A 21,231-nucleotide genomic window follows, 5' to 3' on the forward strand; every position below is an offset into this window, starting at 1 on the left:
ATTTGCGCGAAATCCTACCGAGGAAACTTGCATATCCCTCAGAAAGCCTTCGCCCATACGCAATATCGGTATTCCGTGTGCGGGAATGGCATGTGCGCACGAGACCCAGGACGAGCAGCGGAGCGATATGCACAGCGCCTTCGGCGATCTGCAACCACTGGAGGTGAGGGGCCGAGCCTTCGCGAGGGCTGGCGCGAAAGCGGCCGACGGCGCTTCCCGAGGCGGGGCGGGAAACGCCGGGGAAAGAGCGGCGGCGCCGCTCAGGGGAAGGTAAACGTGAACTCGGCGGCGCCGTCGGCGACCCCGGCCTTCAATTCGCCCTCCGCGCCGATACGGATGTAGGCGGCACTCAGCGGGAGGTCGGCGCTGTCGCCGACACGCCGCATCGGGTAGGGCGTGCCGTCGAAACGTATCCGCTGCTGGTCCAGGCCGTTCTTCACGACGATGCCGAACCCCGCCGCGCCGCCGCTCTTCAAGCTGAGGATCGTCGGGTCCGCTTGCTGCGCCGAGACATACTTGTCGCGGAAAGCGATTTCCGGCTTGGCCAGCGCCGCACACTCGCTGAGAGAGATATCGAAGGAGCGCTCCGTGGAGGTGTCGTTGACCCGCGGGAAGTTCTTCAACGCGACGCTACCCAGTTTGACGTTGATTTCCCGTCCCACCTCGACCTTGCATTTCTTCGGGATCGGCGGCGGCGGGGGACCGCCGCCGATCCCGATGGAGGCCGGGCCGATCAGCGAATAGGGCTTTCGGCAAACCCCGGTGGGGTAGTTGTCCGCAGGCACCGCCAGGACGCTGCCGATGGACGCTTCGCCCTTCAGCCTGTCCACCGCCCAGAGATTCAGGGTGGCGCTGCCGGATACGCTGGTTACCTTCAGGTCGCCGGCAGGCAACTCGCCGGGGTCGACCGTCAGGACCAGTTCCTGTAGGTAGTCGCTGGTCGTGCTTCCGGAAAAGCTCGTGACTCGCTTGTCCAGCGCATGGGGCTGGTTGTCGACCGGAATCACCCGCTTGACGCCGTCCTGGGCATCCACCGAGATCCGATAGCCGATGCCTTTGACGTCGGACGCCACCGTGCCGTAAGGCCCCGGAAAGCCCACCCCGGACCAGTTCCCCCCGATGACCAGCTCATGCGCCTCCTGGGAAGCCTGGGGCTTGTAGTTCAGGAACAGGCTCACCGGCCTGGCGAACAGCACCGTGCCTTTCGCCGTGCCGCTGGTCAGCTCGTTCACCACACGCCAGGGCAAGCCTTTGCCATTGCCGAACGAGCAGTTCAGGGCGACCTCGTTCAGGGCCCAGGCCTGGCCGCCGGTCAGGCAGCAGAGGCCGAGAACGAGCGCCTGCCGAGCCTGCGCGCCAGGCCGGCGGCGCAGGGAAACGCGGCCGGGAAATAACCTCATGCTCATGGAACTCTCCAAGATTGCGCCTGCGGAAGAGGGCCGCACTCCAGGCGAGAGCGGCCCCGGCCGGGAAGGGAGGTCCGCCAGGGACCTCCCCTGCCGGCCTTACCAGATGTTGCCGTAGTCGATACCGGCAGGCGGCAGGAGCGCCGCCTCGCCGATCACGTAGTTGCCGCCCAGGACCCCATGGTTCTCGCCGACCTGCGCACCGTAGATCTGGCCGTAATGGGACTGAGGCTTGAAGTCGATCTTGCCGCTGACGCCGGAGTACTCGATCGATCCCAGGTTGACGCCGGCCAGCCCGCCCATGGAGACGTAGTAGTCGCCACTGACGGTGCCTTCCGACATGGACGAAACGATGCGTCCCTGGATCTGGTTCTCGCCGACCAGGCCGCCGATGCGGCTGCGCCCGCCGCTGTTGACGGTACTGCTGCTGCGCGCCGACAGGATCGAACCGGCGTTGCTGCCGACCAGGCCGCCAACCGACGCACTCGCAGCGGCGCTGACCCTGCCGCTGGTATCCACGTTGACCAGTTCGCCGCCGTTGTGGCCGACGAGCCCGCCCACCAGGCTGTTGAACCCGCCGCTCACGTCGCCGCGCGAGATCGCATGGGCGACGGAACCGCCGAGGTTGTGTCCAATCAGCCCGCCGACGCGACTGTTGCTGCCGCCGCTGACCTTGCCCGTCGCCTCGGCGGTCTCGATGGCGCTCTGGCTATTGTTGCCGACCAGCCCGCCCAGATCCGCGCCGCCCTGGTCCGTGACGCTGCCGCTGGCTTTCAGGTTTCCGAGCATGCCGTTGCCTTCTGCCTTGCCGATCAGCCCGCCGGTCGCCAGGCCGCCCTTGCTGTACACCGACCCGCTCGCCTGCGAGCGGAATATCTCGCCGCCGGAACTCAGGCCGACCAGCCCGCCGGTATTCCCCGCGCCGCCGGCCTCCACCTGGCCGCTGGCGCTACTATCGGAGACGTGGCCGAACATGTTGTAGCCGACCAGGCCGCCGACGTTCAGGCCGGGCCGGTAGGTCTCGACCTTCCCCTGGCTGCCGGACGCCCTGATCATGCCCTTCGCATTCAGTCCGACCAGGCCGCCGACGCCGCCCAGGCTGTTGCGCTCGGTGGACTGTGCAGCCACATGGACGTTGCTGTGGGCGTTCTCGATGACCGCCTCCGGCCCCCAGGCAGTGGTGAAGTTCTCCCCCACCAGACCGCCGACCGCCGTGCTCGCCGCATAACCGGTGACGCCGCCGCTGACGGATGCGTTCGCGATCTGCCCGCTGATATTGCGCCCGACCAGGCCGCCCAGTGCGTTGGAGCGCAGTCGGCTGCCGACGACCGAGACCCCGCTGGCGCTGACGTTGGCGATGCGGCCGCTGTTGATCCCGACCAGGGCGCCGAGCGAAGACGGTCCGGAGCCGTAGGTGTTATCGGATACCCGCAGGTTGTTCAGCTTCAGGTTGCTCAGGGTGCCCGAGGAGCGGGCGAACAGCCCGACATTCGGCCCGGTGTTGCTGATCGAGAGATTGCCGATGCTGTTGCCGAGACCGTCCAGGGTGCCGCTGAAAACGCCGGCGGGCCCGCCGATGGATTGCAGCGCCGTGCAGTAATAGCTGCCGCCCAGGATATTGCCGCCGAGCACGTACAGGCCGTCCAGGTTCTTGTTGATCGCCTGCAACTGCGCCAGGTTCTGCACCACCGTGTAGTAATAGCCACCGGAGACGTAGGTCGCGTTGGCCCCGGCCAGGGAGACCGACGCCGTGCCGTTCACCCGGTGGCCTTCGCCGGCATCCATGGCCAGCGCGCTGCCAGCCCCGCCGAGAACGATCTTGTCATTGATATCGATAGCGCCTTCGGCCTTCAGCTCCAGCCCAGCCTTGGCGCCACTGGCATTCAGCCTGCCATTCAACGTCAGGTCGGCCGCGGAGCCCAGCCCCAGCCGGTTGCCCGATGCCCAGCTCACCGAGCCGTCGAGGTCCAGGTCGCCCTTGGTCGAAACCAGTTCGATATTGGTGCTCGCCAGGTTCCGCGACAGGGTGTCGGCATGAACGGTGACGCCATCCGACACCGCCGACGGGCGCACGTCGATCTTGTCGGCGGCAATCTTCCAGGTGCCGTTGAGGCCATTGCTGGCGAGCGTGTTCACCTGGGTGCCCAGGGCCACTTCCACCGCCTGCCCCCGGACCTCGACCGTGCCGCCGTGCCCCGGACCTTTCAGCGCATTGGCGGACAAGGCGCCTCCCACCATGACCTTGCCGTCCGGGCCGCCATCGAGCACGATCCGCCCGTTCCTGCCGCGCAGCGAACGGGCCTCGATGGCACCCTGGGAGTTCACCACCGTGTTGAGCAGCGCATTGGCGGTCCTGGCCGCCATCAGGACTCGCCCCCCGTCGGCCTTGAGCAGGCCGCCGTTGCTTGCCAGCGCATTGGCGACCCCGGCGTCGACGCGGATGTCGAGCAGCTTGTTGCCGTCGAAATTCAGCGTCAGGTCGCTGCCCGCGCCGAGCCCGACACCGCCCATCTGCGCCAGGACCGTCCCGCGGTTGTCGACCTGCGCGCCCAGCAGGGCGATGCTGCCGCCTTCTGCCGCGGTGATGGCGCCCCCGTGGTTGAGGACACCGTTGGTAGAGGGACCCGTGAAACGGTATCTGGAGGAGTTGCCGTTGAACTCGGCATCCGTGATGTCCAGCGTGGAAGCCACCAGGCCGCCGACATTGACCTGGGCACCGCGACCGAAGAGCACGCCGTTGGGGTTGACCAGGAAGACCTGGCCGTTGGCATCGATCCGACCCTGGATATCGCTGGCCTTGGTGCCGATCACCCGATTCAGGGCGATCGAGCTACTGCTCGGCTGGTTGAAGATCACCCGCTCGCCGGCGGCAACGCTGAAGGAATCCCAGTTGGCGATGAGCTTGTCGACCTTCTGGTTGACCGACAGGCTGTTGCCGCCCGACAGGTGTATCTCCCCGTTCGCGCTCCCGCCGACCACCGTTCCCCCGCTTGGCAGCGCATAGGCCGGAGCCAGGGCCGTGGCGCCCAGCAGGGCCAGGGCGGAGGCGATCGCCGCCTTGGCGCCGGCGGGCTTGCCGCGCCTGCGACTGCCTTCGCTGACGACGTTCCAGCAGCCCTGGGATACGTTCCAGACCAGTGCATAGCATTTGTTCATGTGCTTCCTTCCTCCAGTGAAACCCCGCGACCTATTCGCAGGGCCGTGCTACGGCAGGAGCCCAACTCCCCGGGCCCTGCCGAACTCCTACGGGTATCTCTCTGCCGGCGCGTCGCCACGCTCGATCTGGCCGTCATCCCCCACCGCATCGAAATGGACCCGCGCCGCCTCGCCGGGCACGGCCGGCAGACTCAACGGGGTAAGGGCGAAAGGCGGCAGGGTGACGCTGCCGAGGGACATGGCGAGGTCGCCCTCGCCCAGCTCCAGGCGCACCAGGGAAACGTGATAGGGACTGCGGTTGTCCGCCTCCAGCAGCGCCCGCTGCCCCGGCCGTACCGCCGGACGCAGGCGCCAGACGACCTGGCGCGCGGCGGCTCGCGGATCGCCGGCCAGACCCTGCGGACGGAACAGGAGCTTCATCCGCAGGCGGTAGCTCACCAGCAGCAGGTTGCCGCTGCCGTCCTCCCGCCCCGGCACCTCCAGCAGGTTGACCCAGAACAGCGATTCCCGGTCGTCCGGCAGCGGCTCGCCGGTATGGCGAAGCTGGAGCGCCTGGGTCTCCTGCGGGTCCATACGCAACAGCGGCGGCGACAGGATGAACGGCACCGTGACAGCGCTCGGGTCCGCCGTCTCGTCGCCGCGATCGAGCCAGGTCTGGACCAGGGCCGGGCGCGTCCCGACGTTACCGACGCGGATCGTCAGCGCGGAAACGCCCGCCGGATAGATGAAACGGGTCCCGATCACGGACAGCGAGGCGGAGGCATCGGCCACCAGCGCCACCAGCAGGACCCAGGCCGTGCCGCATCGTCCCAGGCCGACGCCGGTCACAGCGTGCGCTCCCGGTCGGCGGCCGACGCCGGGCGACATGCCAGTTGCAGGACGGGAGGCGTCGTCTCGCGCGGGCCCAGCGCATAGTCGACCAGGCACTGCTGCTGCGGCTCGTTGCCCCAGCGCACCCGAACCGAGCCGCGATCCTGCTCGACCCGCAGCACCAGGCGGCTGCCCTGGCCGACGGCGCCCACCGACTGCCCGCTGTGGGCATCGAGCACTTCCGCGGCGAACGGCAGGGGCTCGCCGCTGGGCATCCGGCTATCCACCAGCAAGGGCCTTGCCACCCGCGTCGGATAGTCGAGGCGCACCACCGCTCCGGCGGTGGGCGCCACGTTGCGCGAACTGGACCTCAGTTCGATCTCGTCGGCCATGCCGTTGGGGTCGAGGTCGACGCTGTTCAACTGGTAGGGCAGCAGGTTGGGAATCACCGCATAGCCGTGGCGGTCGATCCGGCTTCCCGAGTAGCCGGCAGCCGCGCCCCTGGCATTTGGCGCGTGGACCAGGCCGATCGTCTCGCCCAGGGTTTGTGCCGCGGTGATCCCGCCGCTGTGCGCGACCAGGCCCCCCGCGGCCTTGACCGACAACTGCCGATAGCCCGGTCCCTGCGAGAGGCTGGAGCCGAGTTCGACCTGCGGCAGTCGATAGTCGAGGCTGGCGCTCTTCGAGGTCTGCCGGCTGTCGCGGTCATGGGAGGCCGACAGCGATTAGGAGGCCTCGCCACGCTTGCCCAGCATGCCGGAAACCCCGCTGGTGAGCTGGGTTCCGCTGTTGCTGTCGCGGGTCAGGTAGCTGCTCAGGGTCGGCGACCCGCGTCCCGCGCCGCCCAGCGGAATGGACAGGTTCAGGCTGAACAGCGTGCTGGTCTCGCCGCGCCTGTCACCGCTGGAAAAGCCTTCGTAGTGGCTGCGCAGGCGTTGCGCGGAAATGGAGTAACTGACGTCGCGCCACTGGTTGCTGTAGCCGACGGAGAAGTTGACCGCCCGCCCGCCGCCGCTCCAGTAGCGCTGCGAGGAGCCGTTCAGGTACAGGTTGCCGCCGTTGCCCAGTTGCTGGCTGATGTTGGCGTCGAGACGGTTGCGCAAGCGCGAGAACGACTCCAGCGGCTCGCCTCGCTCTACCCGGTCCTGCATGAAGGCCGCGTCGCGCAGGCCGAGATAGCCACCGGTGGAGTAACGATAGGCGAGCAGCGAAAAGTTGGTGCCGGTGTTCGGCAGGTTCTTGCTGTAGGCGAGACGGTAGCTGGAGCCGCTAAGGCGGTCGTCGCCGGGAACCTCGGTACGCGCCAGCGTCACGTCACCGGAGAATCCGCCCACCGGCGTGTTCAGCGCCGCGCCCATCAACCCGGACATGTAGCTGCCGGTGAAGGCCCCGCCCGCGTATGCGGTGACGTCGTTGCCCAGGCCGCGCTGGTAGACGCCCTGCAGCATGTTCGGCCGACGCTCCAGGCTGGGATCGTTGAGCCGCCCGGCCGTCAGGCTGTAGCGCGTGGTCCCGGGGCGCAGCAGTTGTACGGTGGTGGCGAACGGCACGATGAAACTGCGGACTTCCCCGCTGGCTTCGGTCACCCGCACTTCCAGGTCCCCGCCATAGCTGGCGGTCTGCAGTTCGTCGAGAGCGAACGCCCCGGGTGCCACCGTGGTTTCGTAGATGAGGTAGCCGCGCTGGTAGACCGATACCCGCGCATTGGTACTGGCGGTCCCACGGACCACCGGAGCGTAGTAGCGCAGCGAATCCGGCAGCATCCGGTCATCGCTGGATAGCTGCACTCCACGGAAGGACACCGCATCGAAGAACTCGCTGCTGGTGGAGTTTTCTCCCAGCAATAACTGCGCACGCCAGGCCGGCAGGTCGGTCTGCACATAGGTTGCGCTACGCTGGTAATGGCTGCCCATGCGGCGCGACCAGGTGGCCGTGCCGTTGTGGCGCAGGCGCGCCCGCCCGAAATTGAAGCCGGCGTTCATCCCGGCATAGCCGCTGGTGGCGCTCCTGCCGTGGTTTTCCCTGACGTGGAGATTGCTGTTGTAGTTGAGCAAGGCGGCGGAAATGCCGCTGTCCCAGCTCGCCGGATCGACATAGGTCTTCGAAGAATCCAGGCTCAGGTAATAGCTGGGCACCGAGACATAGACCGACTGCTCGGCGATATCGAGCTTGACCCGGGCCCCCGGCACATAGCGCTCGAGCGGGTCGCAGTGCAAACCTTCGGGCAGAGGATCGCGAGCCGAGGAACGGTCCTGGCCACGCGCGCTCTTCTCCAGGTCGATGCCCGCCCGCTCCAGCAGGCCCCGGTCGTAGCAGAAGACCGCGCTTTCCCGCCCCGGCTGGCGGCGCAGCTCGACTTCCTCGACGCCACGCCATCGGCTGTTGAGCAGCAGGTCGAGGCGATAGCGGCCTGGCTCGATGACGTCGCCGCGCTCGAAACGCGACGTATCGATCGAGCGTCCGCCCGGCCCCAGGGCCAGCATCTGCGCGTCGAAGACGATCCGCCGCGACGGTGCGTCCAACCCACCGGCCGGTGACGCAACGGCCGCCGCGGGCGCCTGCGGCTGTTTCGCCGGTGCTCCCGTCCTGGCCTCCTTCGCCTTCGCCCCGGCTACGCCGGCGGCGCCGACGGAGGACCAGGACTGGCAGGAGGACAGCGAAGGAAACAGTGCCAGCAGACAGGCGAATCGCAGGGAACGAACGGCGATCCCTCCCTGCATCGCCATTCGCAACAGGGCGACCTGCCCACCGTAAGCGGGAGCGGACAGGCACCTATGAAGAGAAACTTTGGGCATATGTAATCCCTGCAGCGATTTTAAAATCGCCACTCATATGTCGGGCCGTAAGTAGAAAGCGGGGAAACGGAGGGGTTATTTGCCGAGTGCCCTATCGAGGGTATTGCGGCCACCGTAATCGTTGATGACTTCGTATCTGACGGAAGCGGCTTCCAGGTTCTTCGGATTTCCCTGCCAGTCGAACTCCTTCGTCGAGAATGGCGCGACCATTCCCTTTCCCACGGACATGACACGGCCATCGACAATCAATTCGACGCTGGCGAACGAAACGTAGTAAGGCGTCGGATTATTTACCTGTACTACGGTCTTTTTTCCTGCTCCCCCTGACTCCAGAAACTTCCATTGAAGTTTCCCGGCAGCCGAATCGACACTCTTCAACTGGCTGGGTCGAAAGAAGAGTTTGAAGCGCGAACGAAAGGAAAACTGCAATGCATTGTTTTCGTCTTCGTCCCTGGGCGGAACTTCCAGGATATTCAGCCAGAACAGCGATTCGCGATCCGTCGGCAACGGGGCCTTCAGGTAGGCGATGCGCAATACGGCGCCGCCATTGGGGTCCACTCGCGTCACGGCCGGCGTGACACTGAAGGGAACCTGCAGTTCCTCGGGGGGAACGTCCTGCCGGCCATCGTCGATCCAGGCTTGCGCCAGCACGGGAGTGCCGGAGGTATTGCTGACCCGCAAGGTGACCTCGCGCTCGCTGGCCGGAAAGACGACGCGAGTGCCCTGTGCGATCAGCCCGGCATGAGCCGTTCCGGCGCACAGGGCGATGGCCACGGCGCTTGCCGCCACGAAAGAATGAAAACGATGCATTAGCGGCGCCATGGCCTCACCTCTTCGTCCGTCGACCGCCGCTTACTCGTACGCCAGGAGGTAGCGGATATGGGACAGGCCGGTACCCGCGGTCACGGTCTTCTCGGTGGACACATAGGAGGCCTTGTACTTCAGGGTCGCCGTGTTCTTGTCGATGGTTGCCTTCTGCGGGGCGGCCTCGACCAAGCCCAGCGGGATCTTCGTGGTGTTGGCCGCCGAATTGTTGAAGATCTGGATCTGCACGCCCTTGGCTTTCGACGGCCCCATCAGCATCAGGTTGCCGCTGATACGGTCGACGTTGGTGACCGTATCGAAGGCGATGGAAACCTTCTTGTCATTGGTGCAGCCGGCACCGGAGAGGACCAGATCGAACTCCTGGAAAGAGGAGTTGGTTCCGACGGCGGTGAAATGGGTCGGCGCCACGATACCCAGGTCGACGTTGGTGACGTTGCCCGCACCCGGCGCCTGGCCGTTGATATCGCACGCGACGTCGGTGATGTTGCCCGAGAAGTTGACGATCCCATCGACCGCATGGGCCACGGGGGACATCAGCGCGAGAAGGGTGCCCGACGCAACGAGGGGCGCAAGAATTGCACGTTTGAACTTGTTCATCTGATTTCCTTTGGAGTTGTGGAACATCCTGGCTGCTCCCTGGAGAGCCGATGCAGTACGAACCGGCCAAGGTAGCCAAGCCTTTGCGCGCAACCGGGACGGCCGCCTAGAGCGCCTCCGACCATTACGCGACAGCCGAAGATTGCGCCCTGATAAACGCAGACCCAAATACTAGAAAGAAAGACAGGATTTAAAAATAATAATCATACGAAAACATATGTAGTCCATTTCCGATAACAGCCAATAGGCACATAAGAATAAATTCAGAAAATACTTATAGAAGAACAGGAACCCATTAACTAAAAAACCAAAAAAGAAGAAACGAAAACTCATCTAAGACTTCATCTTCGATAACTTTCCCTTCGCCGCTCCGTACTATTTCCGTGGCATATCGACCTATCAACCATCCGGTCGATATCGGGATACTCGAAGACAGGCCAGCATGGGTTTCCCACGACGAGGAGAACCCTATGTCCGCCCACTCGCATTCCGGATGGATCACCGTCGGCGCCCTGGCCGACGGCTTCGCCCCGGACAACCACGTCCTTCCCGCCTGCGGCGATCTCGCCGGGCTCGAACGGGTCCTGCACTTCGCCAACGGCTGGGTCATCGAACATGCCTTCGACTCGCAGCGCCTGCGCTGGCGCCTGGCCGACGGCAGTGCCAGCGGCGAGTCGGACTACCGCGCCAGTTCACTGCGGGAAAACCTTTACCTGGTGGATTTCCTCAAGCAGGAAAACGGCCGGCCGGTCTCGGTCAGCCTGGTGCTGGACTTCGACAACCAGGCGTTCACCGCGGTGCTCGGCCATCTGCCCGACCGCGCGGCCTGCGAACAGGGCCTGTTCGCCCGGGCCCTGGCCGGCCGGGAACTGACCGGCGTGGAGGCCGAGTTCCTGCATGGCAGCCTCGACCGCCCGTGGCAGCCCGGCGCCTGCCCGCACGTCCCCAGCGACGAGTTGGTCGGCTTGCGCAACCGCTACGTCTACAGCGCCAGCGAGGCCTACGAACACGTCTACCTCAATCCCGACTTCTACACCTGGCAATGCCTGCGCGGCGCCGAGCGAGGGCTGGCCGATACCGACCGCTGCCACTGCTACCGACTGGCCGAACGCCTGTACCTGTTCGTCTGGCGCGAGAAGATCGTGCCGACCCTCGGCGTGCTGCTGATCGACCTGGAAGCCGGGCGCACCGACGGCAAGATCTTCGGCTACCAGGACGACGACTTCGCCACCCCGGTTAACTTCCCGGTCGGCGCCCTGGCCCAGGTGCTCAACCAGACCCGCCACGACCTGTGAGGACGCCCATGGACACCACCTTCGGCCTCGACCTGGCCCGCGTCGAAGCGCTGTTCAAGCGCGAGCTGCGACGCTTCGACGAACTGCATCCGCGCTCCGCCCAGGCCTACCGGGAAAACCGCCGCCACTGGCTGTACGGCGCACCGTTGCACTGGATGCAACAGTGGCCGGGCAACTGCCCGCTGCTGGTGAAGGAGGCCCAGGGCGCGCGCGTCACCGACATCGACGGCCAGCAGTACGTCGACTTCGCCCTCGGCGATAGCGGCGCCATGTTCGGCCACGCCCAACCGGCGGTGGCCGACGCCATCGCCCGCCAGGCGCGGCGCGGCTCGACCCTGATGCTGCCGACCGAGGACAGCCTGTGGGTCGGCGCCGAACTGGCGCGGCGCTTCGGCCTGCCCTATTGGCAGGTGACCACCTCGGCCACCGACGCCAACCGTTTCGTCCTGCGCCTGTGCCGGATGCTCAGCGGACGTGACAAGGTGGTGGTGTTCAACTGCAACTACCACGGCAGCGTCGACGAATCGCAGGTGGAATTCGACGCCGCCGGGCGCATGGTTCCGCGCGCGGGCGTTCACCCCAATGGCGTACGCCACGACGCCACCACCCGCCTGGTGGAGTTCAACGACCTCGACGCGCTGGAGGCCGCCCTCGCCCATGGCGACGTCGCCGCGGTGCTCACCGAACCCTTCATGACCAACGTCGGCATGGTCCCGCCGGCCGAAGGCTTCCACGCCGGCCTGCGCGAACTGACCCGCCGCCACGACGTGGCGCTGATCATCGACGAGACCCACACCATCTCCTGCGGTCCCGCCGGCTATAGCGGCGCGCATGGCCTCGAGCCGGACTTCTTCGTCCTCGGCAAATGCATCGCCGGCGGCATTCCCAGCGCCGTCTGGGGATGCAGCCAGGCGCAGGCGGAGCGGATCTGGGCGGTACTGCCGCACTTCCGACCGGGGCAGGCGATCAACCATTTCGGCTTTGGCGGCACCCTGGCCGGCAACGCGCTGCAACTGGCGGCGATGCGCGCGACCTTCGCCGAAGTGATGACGGAGGACGCCTATCGGCACATGTTCCAGCTCGCCGCGCAGCTCGAGGCGGGCGTCCGCGCGACGCTCGAGGAACTGCGCCTGCCCTGGCACGTGACGCGCATCGGCGCGCGCGTCGAGTACCTGTTCATGACCCACGCCCCGCGCAACGGCGGCGAGGCCCACCACGCACGCAACGGCCTGATCGAGGCCTGCCTGCACCTCTACCTGCTCAACCGCGGCGTGCTCTTGACGCCATTCCACAACATGGCGCTGACCTGCCCGGCGACCCGCGCAGAGGACGTCGAACTGCACGACCGCCTGCTCCGCGATTGCCTGGGCGAACTGCTGGAGCGCCCATCGTGAGGCGCTTGGAGAACCGCGTCGCACTGGTCACCGGCGCCGGCCAGGGCATCGGCCGGGCCATCGCCGAATGCTTCGCCGCCGAAGGCGCCAGGGTTCTGCTGGCGACGCGTACCGCCAGCCGCGGCCAGGCCGTCCTGGAGGCGATCCGCCTGGGCGGAGGCACGGCCGAACTGCTGGCCGTCGACCTGAGCGAGCACGACGCCGCGAGACGAGCGGTGAGCGCGACCCTGGAGCGCTTCGGCCAGTTGGACATCCTCCTGCACAACGCCGCTGCCTTTCCCCAGTGCGCCCTCGCGGAACTGGACGAAGGCACCCTGGAACGGACCCTGGCGGTGAACCTGAAAAGCTGCTTCCGGCTGACCCAGGCCGCCCTTCCCGCCCTGCGCCGCAGCGTGGCCGGGCGCGTCCTGGTGACCTCCTCGGTGACCGGCCCGCGCACGGCGATCCCTGGGCTCTCGCACTATGCGGCGAGCAAGGCCGGGGTCAACGGTTTCATCCGCGCCGCCGCGCTGGAGCTGGCCGGCGACGGCATCACCGTCAACGGCGTCGAGCCCGGCCTGGTCGCGACTCCGGCGCTGGGCAGCCTCGGCGACGCCGCCGCGCTGGCCGCGCACATCCCCCTCGGGCGTGTCGGCCAGCCGCTGGACATCGCCCACGCCATGCTCTTCCTCGCCTCCGACGAGGCGAGCTACATCACCGGGCAGACCCTGGTTGTGGATGGCGGCGCGTTGCTGCCGGAAAACGGCGGGCTGGCCTGAAGCCGCTGGCGTTCGCCCTCTCCCTCCAGAGAGAGCGCTTTCCGACGTATCCGGCAAACACTTCCGCCGGCTCCGGTAGGGCGCTCGCCCTGTCCCACGGACAAGGGCCGACCATTTGCCGGGCGATTATCGAAAGCCCCTGCAAAATGGATGAATAAGAATGACTCTCAGCAGGTTAGTATCGGAAATCCCCAACCGAGAGGATTCGCTTCATGTTCCGCTCCACCTCCCATGTCCGTACCGAATCGGCGGCACGCTACGTCAATCGCCTGTGCAAGCACTGGGGCCACAAGTTCGAAGTCGAACTCACACCCGAGCGCGGCTTCATCGACTTCGGCGACTCCAACTGCGAGCTGCTCGCCCACCCCGACCATGTCCTGATGATTCTCAACAGCCCCGACGAGGACAGCCTCGCCCACATGCAGAACGTGGTCGCCGATCACCTGCAACGCATGGCCAACAGCGAAAGCCTGGAGATTGCCTGGCAGCCCGCCGAAAGCTGAACGCGCCGCCACCCGGCCGCCCTTCGCGGCCGGGCGCCGGGCGTCACGCGGGGCCATGGAAAGTGCAATTCATTCCCCGGAAAAGCCATTCAGCTCGCTCCGCCCCCGTCCCATCATCCCCTCCAGGCGCTCTCGCGCAGATAACAACAATGACTGGAGACGATGATGAAACCCGAAGATTTCCGTGCCTCTGCCACCCGTCCGTTCACCGGCGAGGAGTACCTCGCCAGCCTGCGCGACGACCGTGAGATCTACATCTACGGCGACCGCGTCAAGGACGTCACCAGCCACCCCGCCTTCCGCAACGCGGCCGCCTCCATGGCCCGGCTCTACGACGCCCTGCACGATCCGCAGAGCAAGGAAAAGCTCTGCTGGGAGACCGATACCGGCAACGGCGGCTATACCCACAAGTTCTTCCGCTACGCGCGCAGCGCCGACGAACTGCGCCAGCAGCGCGACGCCATCGCCGAGTGGTCGCGGCTGACCTACGGCTGGATGGGCCGCACCCCGGACTACAAGGCCGCCTTCGGCAGCGCCCTCGGCGCCAACCCGGGCTTCTACGGGCGTTTCGAGGACAACGCGAAAACCTGGTACAAGCGCATCCAGGAAGCCTGCCTGTACCTCAACCATGCCATCGTCAACCCGCCGATCGACCGCGACAAGCCGGTGGACCAGGTCAAGGACGTGTTCATCTCGGTGGACGAGGAAATCGACGGCGGCATCGTCGTCAGCGGCGCCAAGGTGGTCGCCACGAATTCCGCGCTGACCCACTACAACTTCGTCGGCCAGGGTTCGGCGCAACTGCTCGGCGACAACACCGACTTCGCCCTGATGTTCATCGCGCCGATGAACACCCCCGGCATGAAGCTGATCTGCCGCCCCTCCTACGAACTGGTGGCGGGTATCGCCGGATCGCCGTTCGACTACCCGCTGTCCAGCCGTTTCGACGAGAACGACGCGATCCTGGTGATGGACAAGGTGTTCATCCCCTGGGAGAACGTACTGATCTACCGCGACTTCGAGCGCTGCAAGCAGTGGTTCCCCCAGGGTGGCTTCGGCCGGCTGTTCCCGATGCAGGGCTGCACCCGTCTGGCGGTCAAGCTCGACTTCATCACCGGCGCCCTCTACAAGGCCCTGCAATGCACCGGCTCCCTGGAGTTCCGCGGCGTGCAGGCGCAGGTCGGCGAAGTGGTGGCCTGGCGCAACCTGTTCTGGTCGCTGACCGACGCCATGTACGGCAACGCCAGCGAATGGCACGGCGGCGCCTTCCTGCCCAGCGCCGAGGCCCTGCAGGCCTACCGCGTGCTGGCGCCGCAGGCCTACCCGGAGATCAAGAAGACCATCGAGCAGGTGGTCGCCAGCGGCCTGATCTACCTGCCCTCCGGCGTTCGCGACCTGCACAATCCGCAACTCGACAAGTACCTCTCCACCTATTGCCGCGGCTCCGGCGGCATGGGCCACCGGGAGCGGATCAAGATCCTCAAGCTGCTCTGGGACGCCATCGGCAGTGAGTTCGGCGGCCGCCACGAGCTGTACGAGATCAACTACGCCGGCAGCCAGGACGAGATCCGCATGCAGGCCCTGCGCCAGGCGATCGGCAGCGGGGCGATGAAGGGCATGCTCGGCATGGTCGAGCAGTGCATGGGCGACTACGACGAGAACGGCTGGACCGTGCCGCACCTGCACAACCCGGACGACATCAACGTGCTCGATCGCATCCGCCAATGACGCCCGCGTCGCCTCCGGAGGTTATCCCCATGTCCCAGCTCGAACCCAGGCAGCAAGCCTTCCGCAACGCCATGGCGCATCTTTCGGCGGCGGTCAACGTGATCACCAGCAACGGCCCGGCCGGACGCTGCGGGATCACCGCCACCGCGGTCTGCTCGGTCACCGACAGCCCGCCGACGCTGATGCTCTGCATCAACCGCAACAGCGAGATGAACACGGTGTTCAAGGCCAACGGTCGACTCTGCGTGAACGTCCTCAGCGGCGAACACGAAGAGGTGGCCCGCCACTTCGCCGGCATGACCGAGGTCCCGATGGAACGCCGCTTCGCCCTCCACGACTGGCGCGAGGGCCTCGCCGGGTTGCCGGTGCTGCACGGCGCCCTGGCCAACCTGCAGGGACGCATCGCCGAGGTCCAGGAGATCGGCACCCACTCGGTGCTGTTGCTGGAACTGGAGGACATCCAGGTCCTCGAACAGGGCGACGGCCTGGTCTACTTCAGCCGCAGCTTCCATCGCCTGCAGCGAGCCTGCCGAGCCGCCTGACCCCTCTCTCCGGAGCCGCCCCACAGGCGGCGTCCGGCCCTCCTCAGCCCTGCACCAGGGCGAAAAGCTGGCTGCGAAAATGGATGTCCAGGCGGGCAAAGGCGCGGTTGCGGTAGGTTTTCACCGTGCTTTCCTTGAGCCCCAGCTCGGCGGCGATACCGGCATGGCTCAACCCGCGCAGCAGGTGCAGGCAGACCGCCAGCTCCTGGGGTGTCAGGTCCGTCGCCCGGTGCAACAGCGCCAGCCGCCACTCGTCGGTCGCGCTGCGTCCCCGGCGCAAGGCCAGGTGCCCCCTCAGCAGTTGCAGCAGGGCCGGCACCCACTGCTCGAAGGCGGCGATCTCGCGCTCGCTGAAATAGCCGTCCTCGCGGTGCCGGTAGAGATTGAACAGCAGCGGCCGGCCTTCCTCGTCCCAATGCAGGCTCGACAGCCGCTCGCTCAGGCCATTGTCCCGATAGATCGCCTCGCGGTAAGCATCGAACTCGATGTCCTCGGCCAGCAGGTGGCCCAGCAGCGGCACCGGGCCGCGGCGCTGGCGCTGCATGCGCAGGAACAGCGGGTCATGGCTGTGGTAGTACCGCGAATAGGCCTGCCAGCAGCGCCACACTAGTTGCGCGTCGCGATGGCGAGTGCCGGCCAGGAGCAGTTCGGGGCGCGGTGCACCGATGCGCAGCACGTTGAAATGACGGGCGGCAACCCAATGGCCAAGGGTTTCCAGCAGAGCGGCGGGGAAGCCTTCGCCACCCAAGGCGCAGGCCAGCTCGACGAAGGGGCGCAGGTCCGCCGACGGCGACCCCGGCGGGGCATTCCAGAAGCTGATCATGGTGGCGGGCACGCATCGTTGTTCTTGTTGTAATGGGTGAGGAAGGGCAGGTCCTGTCCAGGCCTCGACCGACACGTTAGCAACCGCGACGGACGCCGGTAAACCCGCTGTCCACCTCTGGGGGGACAGGCCGGCACTGGAGGAGCGCTAGCCTCGCTGCATGTCTGCCGAAGGAACCCCCGACAATGAGCGCATCGCCTTCCTCCCGCCTGCACCTGCAGGTCACCGATTTCCGCGCTGTTGCGCGCGACGTGGTGCTGGTCGAGCTGGCCGCCATGGACGGCACCGAACTGCCGGCCTTCACCCCCGGCGCGCATCTGGAGCTTCACCTGGGCAACGGCCTGATCCGCCACTACTCCCTGCTCAACGACTGCCGCGAACGCCTGCGCTACCAACTGGCGATAGGCCTTGGCGACGACAGCCGTGGCGGCGCCCGCTTCATCCACCGCCAACTGCGCACGGGCGACCGCCTGCACGCGGCGGCACCGCGCAACCACTTCATGCTGCGCGAAGACGCCGCGCGCTACTGTTTCGTCGCTGGCGGCATCGGCATCACCCCGATTCTCTCGATGGTTCGCTGGTGCCAGGCGCAGGGCAAGGACTGGCGCCTACTGTATGCGGTCCGCGAACGCCAGCGCGCAGCCTTCCTCGCCGAACTGATGACGCTCGGTGGCGAACGGACGCGGCTGCATTGCAGCGACGAAGGCGACCCACTCGACAGTACCGCGCTGATCGCCGGCCTAGGTGCCGACGAAGAACTCTACTGCTGCGGACCCGACGGGTTGATGCAGGCCATCCGCGACGCCGGGAGCGGCTGCGCGGAACGCCTGCACTTCGAACGCTTCGACGCTCCAGTAGCGCCGGCGTCCTCGTCCGGCGGCACCGACGCCTTCCGCCTGGAGTTGCGCCGCAGCGCCCTGAGCCTGCGCGTCGAAAGCCACCAGAGCATCCTCGAAGTCCTCGAGGAACAGGGCCTGGAGCCTCCCTACGCCTGCCGCGCCGGGATATGCAGGACCTGCGAGACACGCGTCTGCGCCGGCGAGCCGGAGCACTTCGACCATGTGCTTTCCGACACCGAGCGGGCCAGCGGGGAAACCTTGCTGATCTGCGTATCACGCTGCCGCGGCAACTACCTGGAACTCGATCTCTGACCCCGAAGAACAACCACGGAGACGCCTCATGAGCCTGCCCAACGCCAATCTCATCGCCAGTTCACGCAAGGCCGCCGCGCAGATGGCCACGCGCGACACGTCGTTCATCTTCAACGAGTGGTACGTCGCCGCCTTCGCCGAGGAGGTCGGCCGCGAACTGCTCGCGCGCACTCTGCTCGGCAAGCGCGTGGTGCTCTATCGCACCCTCTCCGGCCAGGCGGTAGCCCTGGAAGACCGCTGTGCGCATCGCTCCTTCCCGCTATCGCGCAGTCGCCTGGAGGGGGACGGGATCGTCTGCGGCTATCACGGTTTCCGCTACGACAGCCAGGGCGAGTTGATCGAGACACCGTCGCAGAAAGCCTGTCCGCGCGGCGTCGGCATCCGTCACTACCCGCTTCTGGAGCGCGGCCCGCTGGTCTGGATTTGGCTCGGCGACCCGCGACTGGCCGACCCGAAGCGACTGCCGCAGCGGCCCTGGCTGGAGGATCCGGGCTGGGCCTGCTCCAAGGGCTACTTCCTACACCCGGGCAACTACGTGAGCATGCACGAGAACCTGATGGACCTGACCCATCTCACCTACCTCCACGCCAATACCATCGGCACCCCGGATTACGCCGGGGCGCCCTATGAGCTGGACCTGAAGGAAGGCCACTACCGGCTGGTACGGCACGTGCTGCCGACCACCCTGTCGCCGGTCTGGGGCCGCACCACCGGCCTCGACGGCTGTCCCACGGCGGCGCGCATCACCACCTCGGAGTTTCTCTCGCCAGGCCTGCACCAGGTCAGCGCGACCTTCTACGACACAGCCCTGCCCGCCGAGCGGCGACCGGAATTCCACATCCGCACGGCGCACATCCTCACCCCGGAGACCCACGGCAGCATGCACTACTTCATCGTCCACGGACGCGATTTCGCCCAGGACGACGAGACCGTCGGCGCTTTCATGCACGAGCAACTGTTCGCCGCCTTCGTCGAGGACGTGGAAGGCCTCGGCGCGCTGGAAAAGGTACTCGCGGAGGCCGATGAGGATAGCTACGAGATCTCCGTCGCCAGCGACGCGCCGGCGGTGGCCACCCGCACCTACCTCAAGCGCCGCGCCGATGAGGAAGCGCGCCAGCGCGCGGCGCACCGGGTGGCCTGAGCGCCGCCCTCAGCGGCGGTGCGCCGGCGGGATCGAGTAAGTGCCGACCACATGGGCGACCGGTTCCGCGTCGCCTTCGGAGAACAGCGAGACCTCGCCCATCGCCAGGGTCTTGCCGACCTTCATCAGGCGGCACTCGGCGACCACCCGGCGGTCCGCCGCGGGACGCCGCAGGAAGTTGATGGTCAGGCTGGTGGTCACCGCCAGCGGGACGATGCCGATCTCGCCCAGCACCGCCACGTACAGCGCGACATCGGCGATGGCCATCAGGGTCGGCCCGGAGACCGTGCCGCCGGGGCGCAGGTCGCTGGCGTCGACCGCCTGCCAGACCGTGGCGCTACGCTCGCCGACGGCTTCGACCACGACCCGGGTCTGGGGAAATTCGCGCTGGATGAAACGGGCGATCTGCTCTTTCTTGTCGGTCACGGAACGGGTCCTTGGCAGTAGGAGGAGGAAAGGTACGGTAGTCGGGTCTAGCGGCCACGCGCCTCGCTCGGCGTCATCCCGTAGCGCGCCTTGAAGGCCCGGGCGAAATGCGCCTGGCTGGAGAAGCCGTGGCGATAGGCGACCTCGGCGACATCCAGGCGCCGGCCCTGGGGCGAAGCGAGCAACTGGCGGGCCCGCTCCAGGCGCCGCTCCTGCAGGTAGCGCCCGGGCGAGCTGCCTTCCTGGGCGAACAGCCGCGCCAGGTGCCGGCTGGAGACGCCAGTGGCGGCGGCCACCCGCTCGCAGCTCAGGGCGGGTTCGTCGAGGTGCTGCTGGATGTACTGCTTGGCCGCCAGCAGGTAGGACGCGCCCAGGGCGCTGGCACGGTGCTCGCCGGCATGGTCGCTGATGATGCTCGCCAGCAGGTCGTAGGCTTCCTCCTGGTAGCGCTCGGCATCCTCGCCATGGGGGCTGTCGAGGAAATCCCGGGTACGCTCGCCGAGGGTCCGCACCAGCAGGCGCTGCACCGGGCTTTCCGCGCCGATCTTCAGCGGTCCCTTGAAGTCGCGCAGGCAGCGCTCGGCGAAATCGTCCTGGGGAATGTCGAAGATGAACTGCCGCATCGGTCCGGAAAAACCGAACAGGTAGGGCTTGTCGGTCCGGTAGATAACCAGCTCGCCCGGTTGCAGGAGGTTGCAGCCGTTGTCCTGGTAGAAGAACGACTGGCTGCCCTGCACCAGGGAGACGAAGATCGACTCCTTGGGCACTGCGCGGATCATCGAGCGGTCGCGCTCCACCACGTGCTCGTTGCCGCCGATGCGGGCCAGCCGCAGGCGTTCGAGGCAGAGGTTGTCCTGGGTCGCGGCGAAGCCGGCCTGGGAATACGACGAACATTTCAGGCCAACCAGGATGGAAGCGTTGTAGTCCTCCCAGAACGCCAGCCGCTGCTCCAGGGGAATGTCCTGGGTGCTGGCCCGCCGGGTTTCGAGCAAGGCATGTGCGGGCATTTTTATTCTTCTCGTCGAACGCTGCGTGGACCTCCCGGACCTCAGGCAAGGCCTCCGGGGCCAGGCGCCGGGCCGCTCCGCCGACCTGTCGCGGTCGGTCGGCGAGGCGCCTGGCACCCCGTCATTAACATCTGAATCCTTTCCTCCGTCAATCGCCCTCCAGCCGGCTCCGACGCTGGGCAGGCCAGCTTGGCGGCGCGTCGCGGGGCGCGCCAGGCCATGTCCGAAAAGCGCAAGCTTCCTGGCCGCCAGGGTCAAACCCGGAGGCCCGCCCATGGCTAGAGTCGGCTCGACGATAACAACGACAGAGGCCGCCCCATGCCCGAACTCGCCACCCGTGAATTCTGGAAAGACCTGCAACCGATTCCCGACTGCTTCAAGCCGGACGCCAAGCCCGAGGTCTACCTGCGCAACGCGCCGACCGAGGACGAGCGCCTCTACGTGCCCTTCACCGAGACCGTGAAGTCGCGTCCGCTGTGGATCTCGCCAAGCGAAAACCGCTGGTGCGACATCCTGATGGCGACGAGCGCCGGCCTGGTCAACCGCCACTACCACCCGCACGAGGTGTTCGCCTACACCATCAGCGGCAAGTGGGGCTACCTGGAGCACGACTGGACCGCCACCGCCGGCGACTTCATCTACGAGACGCCCGGCGAGGGCCACACCCTGGTGGCCTACGAGCACGAGCAGCCGATGCGTGCATTCTTCATCGTCAAGGGACCGCTGGTCTGGCTCGACGAGAAGGGCAACGCGGACGGCATCTTCGACGTCCACGACTACATCGCGATGTGCCGTGAGCACTACGACAAGATCGGCGTCGGCGCCGCCTACATCGACTCCCTGTTCCGCTGACCCCGGGCGCGCGCCGCCCTGG

Annotated in this window: 17 protein-coding genes and 1 pseudogene; 9 read left to right on the forward strand and 9 right to left on the reverse strand. The window is 66.7% G+C overall.

Annotated elements, in window-relative coordinates:
- Positions 1–260: 260 nt before the first annotated feature.
- The 6 genes and pseudogenes from LJF27_RS25890 to LJF27_RS25915 all read right to left on the reverse strand — a co-directional run bounded on the left by LJF27_RS25890 (position 261) and on the right by LJF27_RS25915 (position 9,589).
- Positions 261–1,406, reverse strand: a complete 1,146-nt coding sequence (locus LJF27_RS25890) for a fimbrial protein (protein ID WP_003158814.1) — start codon at positions 1,404–1,406, stop codon at positions 261–263.
- 99 nt (positions 1,407–1,505) lie between these two features.
- A complete protein-coding gene (locus LJF27_RS25895) occupies positions 1,506–4,562 on the reverse strand; it encodes a GLUG motif-containing protein (RefSeq protein ID WP_023115074.1) in 3,057 nt (1,018 codons plus the stop codon).
- Between the two features lie 87 nt (positions 4,563–4,649).
- Positions 4,650–5,390: a fimbrial biogenesis chaperone gene (locus tag LJF27_RS25900; RefSeq protein ID WP_003104547.1), complete on the reverse strand. Its 741-nt coding sequence runs from the start codon at positions 5,388–5,390 to the stop codon at positions 4,650–4,652.
- Positions 5,387–7,855: pseudogene (cupB3, locus tag LJF27_RS25905) on the reverse strand (fimbrial biogenesis outer membrane usher protein CupB3). The gene LJF27_RS25900 and the pseudogene cupB3 overlap by 4 nt, the downstream one beginning before the upstream one ends.
- Before the next feature lie 387 nt (positions 7,856–8,242).
- On the reverse strand, positions 8,243–8,989 hold the full coding sequence (gene cupB2 / locus LJF27_RS25910) for a molecular chaperone CupB2 (RefSeq protein WP_003104544.1): 747 nt from the start codon (positions 8,987–8,989) through the stop codon (positions 8,243–8,245).
- A gap of 30 nt (positions 8,990–9,019) precedes the next feature.
- Positions 9,020–9,589: a fimbrial protein gene (locus tag LJF27_RS25915; protein ID WP_025921190.1), complete on the reverse strand. Its 570-nt coding sequence runs from the start codon at positions 9,587–9,589 to the stop codon at positions 9,020–9,022.
- 470 nt (positions 9,590–10,059) lie between these two features.
- Between LJF27_RS25915 and LJF27_RS25920 the strand changes: the two genes are divergently transcribed.
- The 6 genes from LJF27_RS25920 (at position 10,060) to hpaC (ending at position 15,809) form a co-directional block, all read left to right on the forward strand.
- Positions 10,060–10,884: a molybdenum cofactor biosynthesis F family protein gene (locus tag LJF27_RS25920; protein WP_003104540.1), complete on the forward strand. Its 825-nt coding sequence runs from the start codon at positions 10,060–10,062 to the stop codon at positions 10,882–10,884.
- Between the two features lie 8 nt (positions 10,885–10,892).
- Entirely contained in the window at positions 10,893–12,278 is a 1,386-nt protein-coding gene (locus tag LJF27_RS25925) for an aspartate aminotransferase family protein (protein WP_003124050.1), read from the forward strand.
- A complete protein-coding gene (locus LJF27_RS25930; RefSeq protein ID WP_003104535.1) occupies positions 12,275–13,036 on the forward strand; it encodes an SDR family oxidoreductase in 762 nt (253 codons plus the stop codon). The genes LJF27_RS25925 and LJF27_RS25930 overlap by 4 nt, the downstream gene beginning before the upstream one ends.
- 212 nt (positions 13,037–13,248) lie before the next feature.
- Positions 13,249–13,539, forward strand: a complete 291-nt coding sequence (locus LJF27_RS25935; RefSeq protein ID WP_003093387.1) for a DUF2218 domain-containing protein — start codon at positions 13,249–13,251, stop codon at positions 13,537–13,539.
- Positions 13,540–13,704: 165 nt separating this feature from the next.
- Positions 13,705–15,267: a 4-hydroxyphenylacetate 3-monooxygenase, oxygenase component gene (hpaB, locus tag LJF27_RS25940; protein ID WP_016252995.1), complete on the forward strand. Its 1,563-nt coding sequence runs from the start codon at positions 13,705–13,707 to the stop codon at positions 15,265–15,267.
- 29 nt (positions 15,268–15,296) lie between these two features.
- On the forward strand, positions 15,297–15,809 hold the full coding sequence (hpaC, locus tag LJF27_RS25945; protein WP_003093392.1) for a 4-hydroxyphenylacetate 3-monooxygenase, reductase component: 513 nt from the start codon (positions 15,297–15,299) through the stop codon (positions 15,807–15,809).
- 43 nt (positions 15,810–15,852) lie between these two features.
- On the opposite strand, the gene LJF27_RS25950 is transcribed toward hpaC, so the two are convergent.
- Positions 15,853–16,644, reverse strand: coding sequence for a helix-turn-helix transcriptional regulator (locus tag LJF27_RS25950; protein ID WP_223218622.1), 792 nt, complete (start codon positions 16,642–16,644; stop codon positions 15,853–15,855).
- 173 nt (positions 16,645–16,817) lie between these two features.
- On the opposite strand from LJF27_RS25950, the gene LJF27_RS25955 reads away from it, so the two are divergent.
- Positions 16,818–17,783, forward strand: coding sequence for a PDR/VanB family oxidoreductase (locus LJF27_RS25955; RefSeq protein ID WP_009877061.1), 966 nt, complete (start codon positions 16,818–16,820; stop codon positions 17,781–17,783).
- Between the two features lie 28 nt (positions 17,784–17,811).
- On the forward strand, positions 17,812–18,924 hold the full coding sequence (locus tag LJF27_RS25960) for a Rieske 2Fe-2S domain-containing protein (RefSeq protein ID WP_023116459.1): 1,113 nt from the start codon (positions 17,812–17,814) through the stop codon (positions 18,922–18,924).
- Between the two features lie 9 nt (positions 18,925–18,933).
- On the opposite strand, the gene LJF27_RS25965 is transcribed toward LJF27_RS25960, so the two are convergent.
- Both LJF27_RS25965 and LJF27_RS25970 read right to left on the reverse strand, forming a co-directional pair.
- Positions 18,934–19,350: a PaaI family thioesterase gene (locus tag LJF27_RS25965; RefSeq protein WP_003104529.1), complete on the reverse strand. Its 417-nt coding sequence runs from the start codon at positions 19,348–19,350 to the stop codon at positions 18,934–18,936.
- A gap of 47 nt (positions 19,351–19,397) precedes the next feature.
- Positions 19,398–20,357 carry a helix-turn-helix domain-containing protein gene (locus LJF27_RS25970; protein ID WP_003093398.1) on the reverse strand — a complete coding sequence of 320 codons (960 nt, stop codon included), beginning with the start codon at positions 20,355–20,357 and terminating at the stop codon, positions 19,398–19,400.
- A gap of 318 nt (positions 20,358–20,675) precedes the next feature.
- Between LJF27_RS25970 and LJF27_RS25975 the strand changes: the two genes are divergently transcribed.
- Entirely contained in the window at positions 20,676–21,209 is a 534-nt protein-coding gene (locus tag LJF27_RS25975; protein ID WP_019681396.1) for a 2,4'-dihydroxyacetophenone dioxygenase family protein, read from the forward strand.
- Positions 21,210–21,231 lie beyond the last annotated feature (22 nt).

Source organism: Pseudomonas sp. 203-8, assembly GCF_020708595.1.
Taxonomy (GTDB): domain Bacteria; phylum Pseudomonadota; class Gammaproteobacteria; order Pseudomonadales; family Pseudomonadaceae; genus Pseudomonas; species Pseudomonas aeruginosa.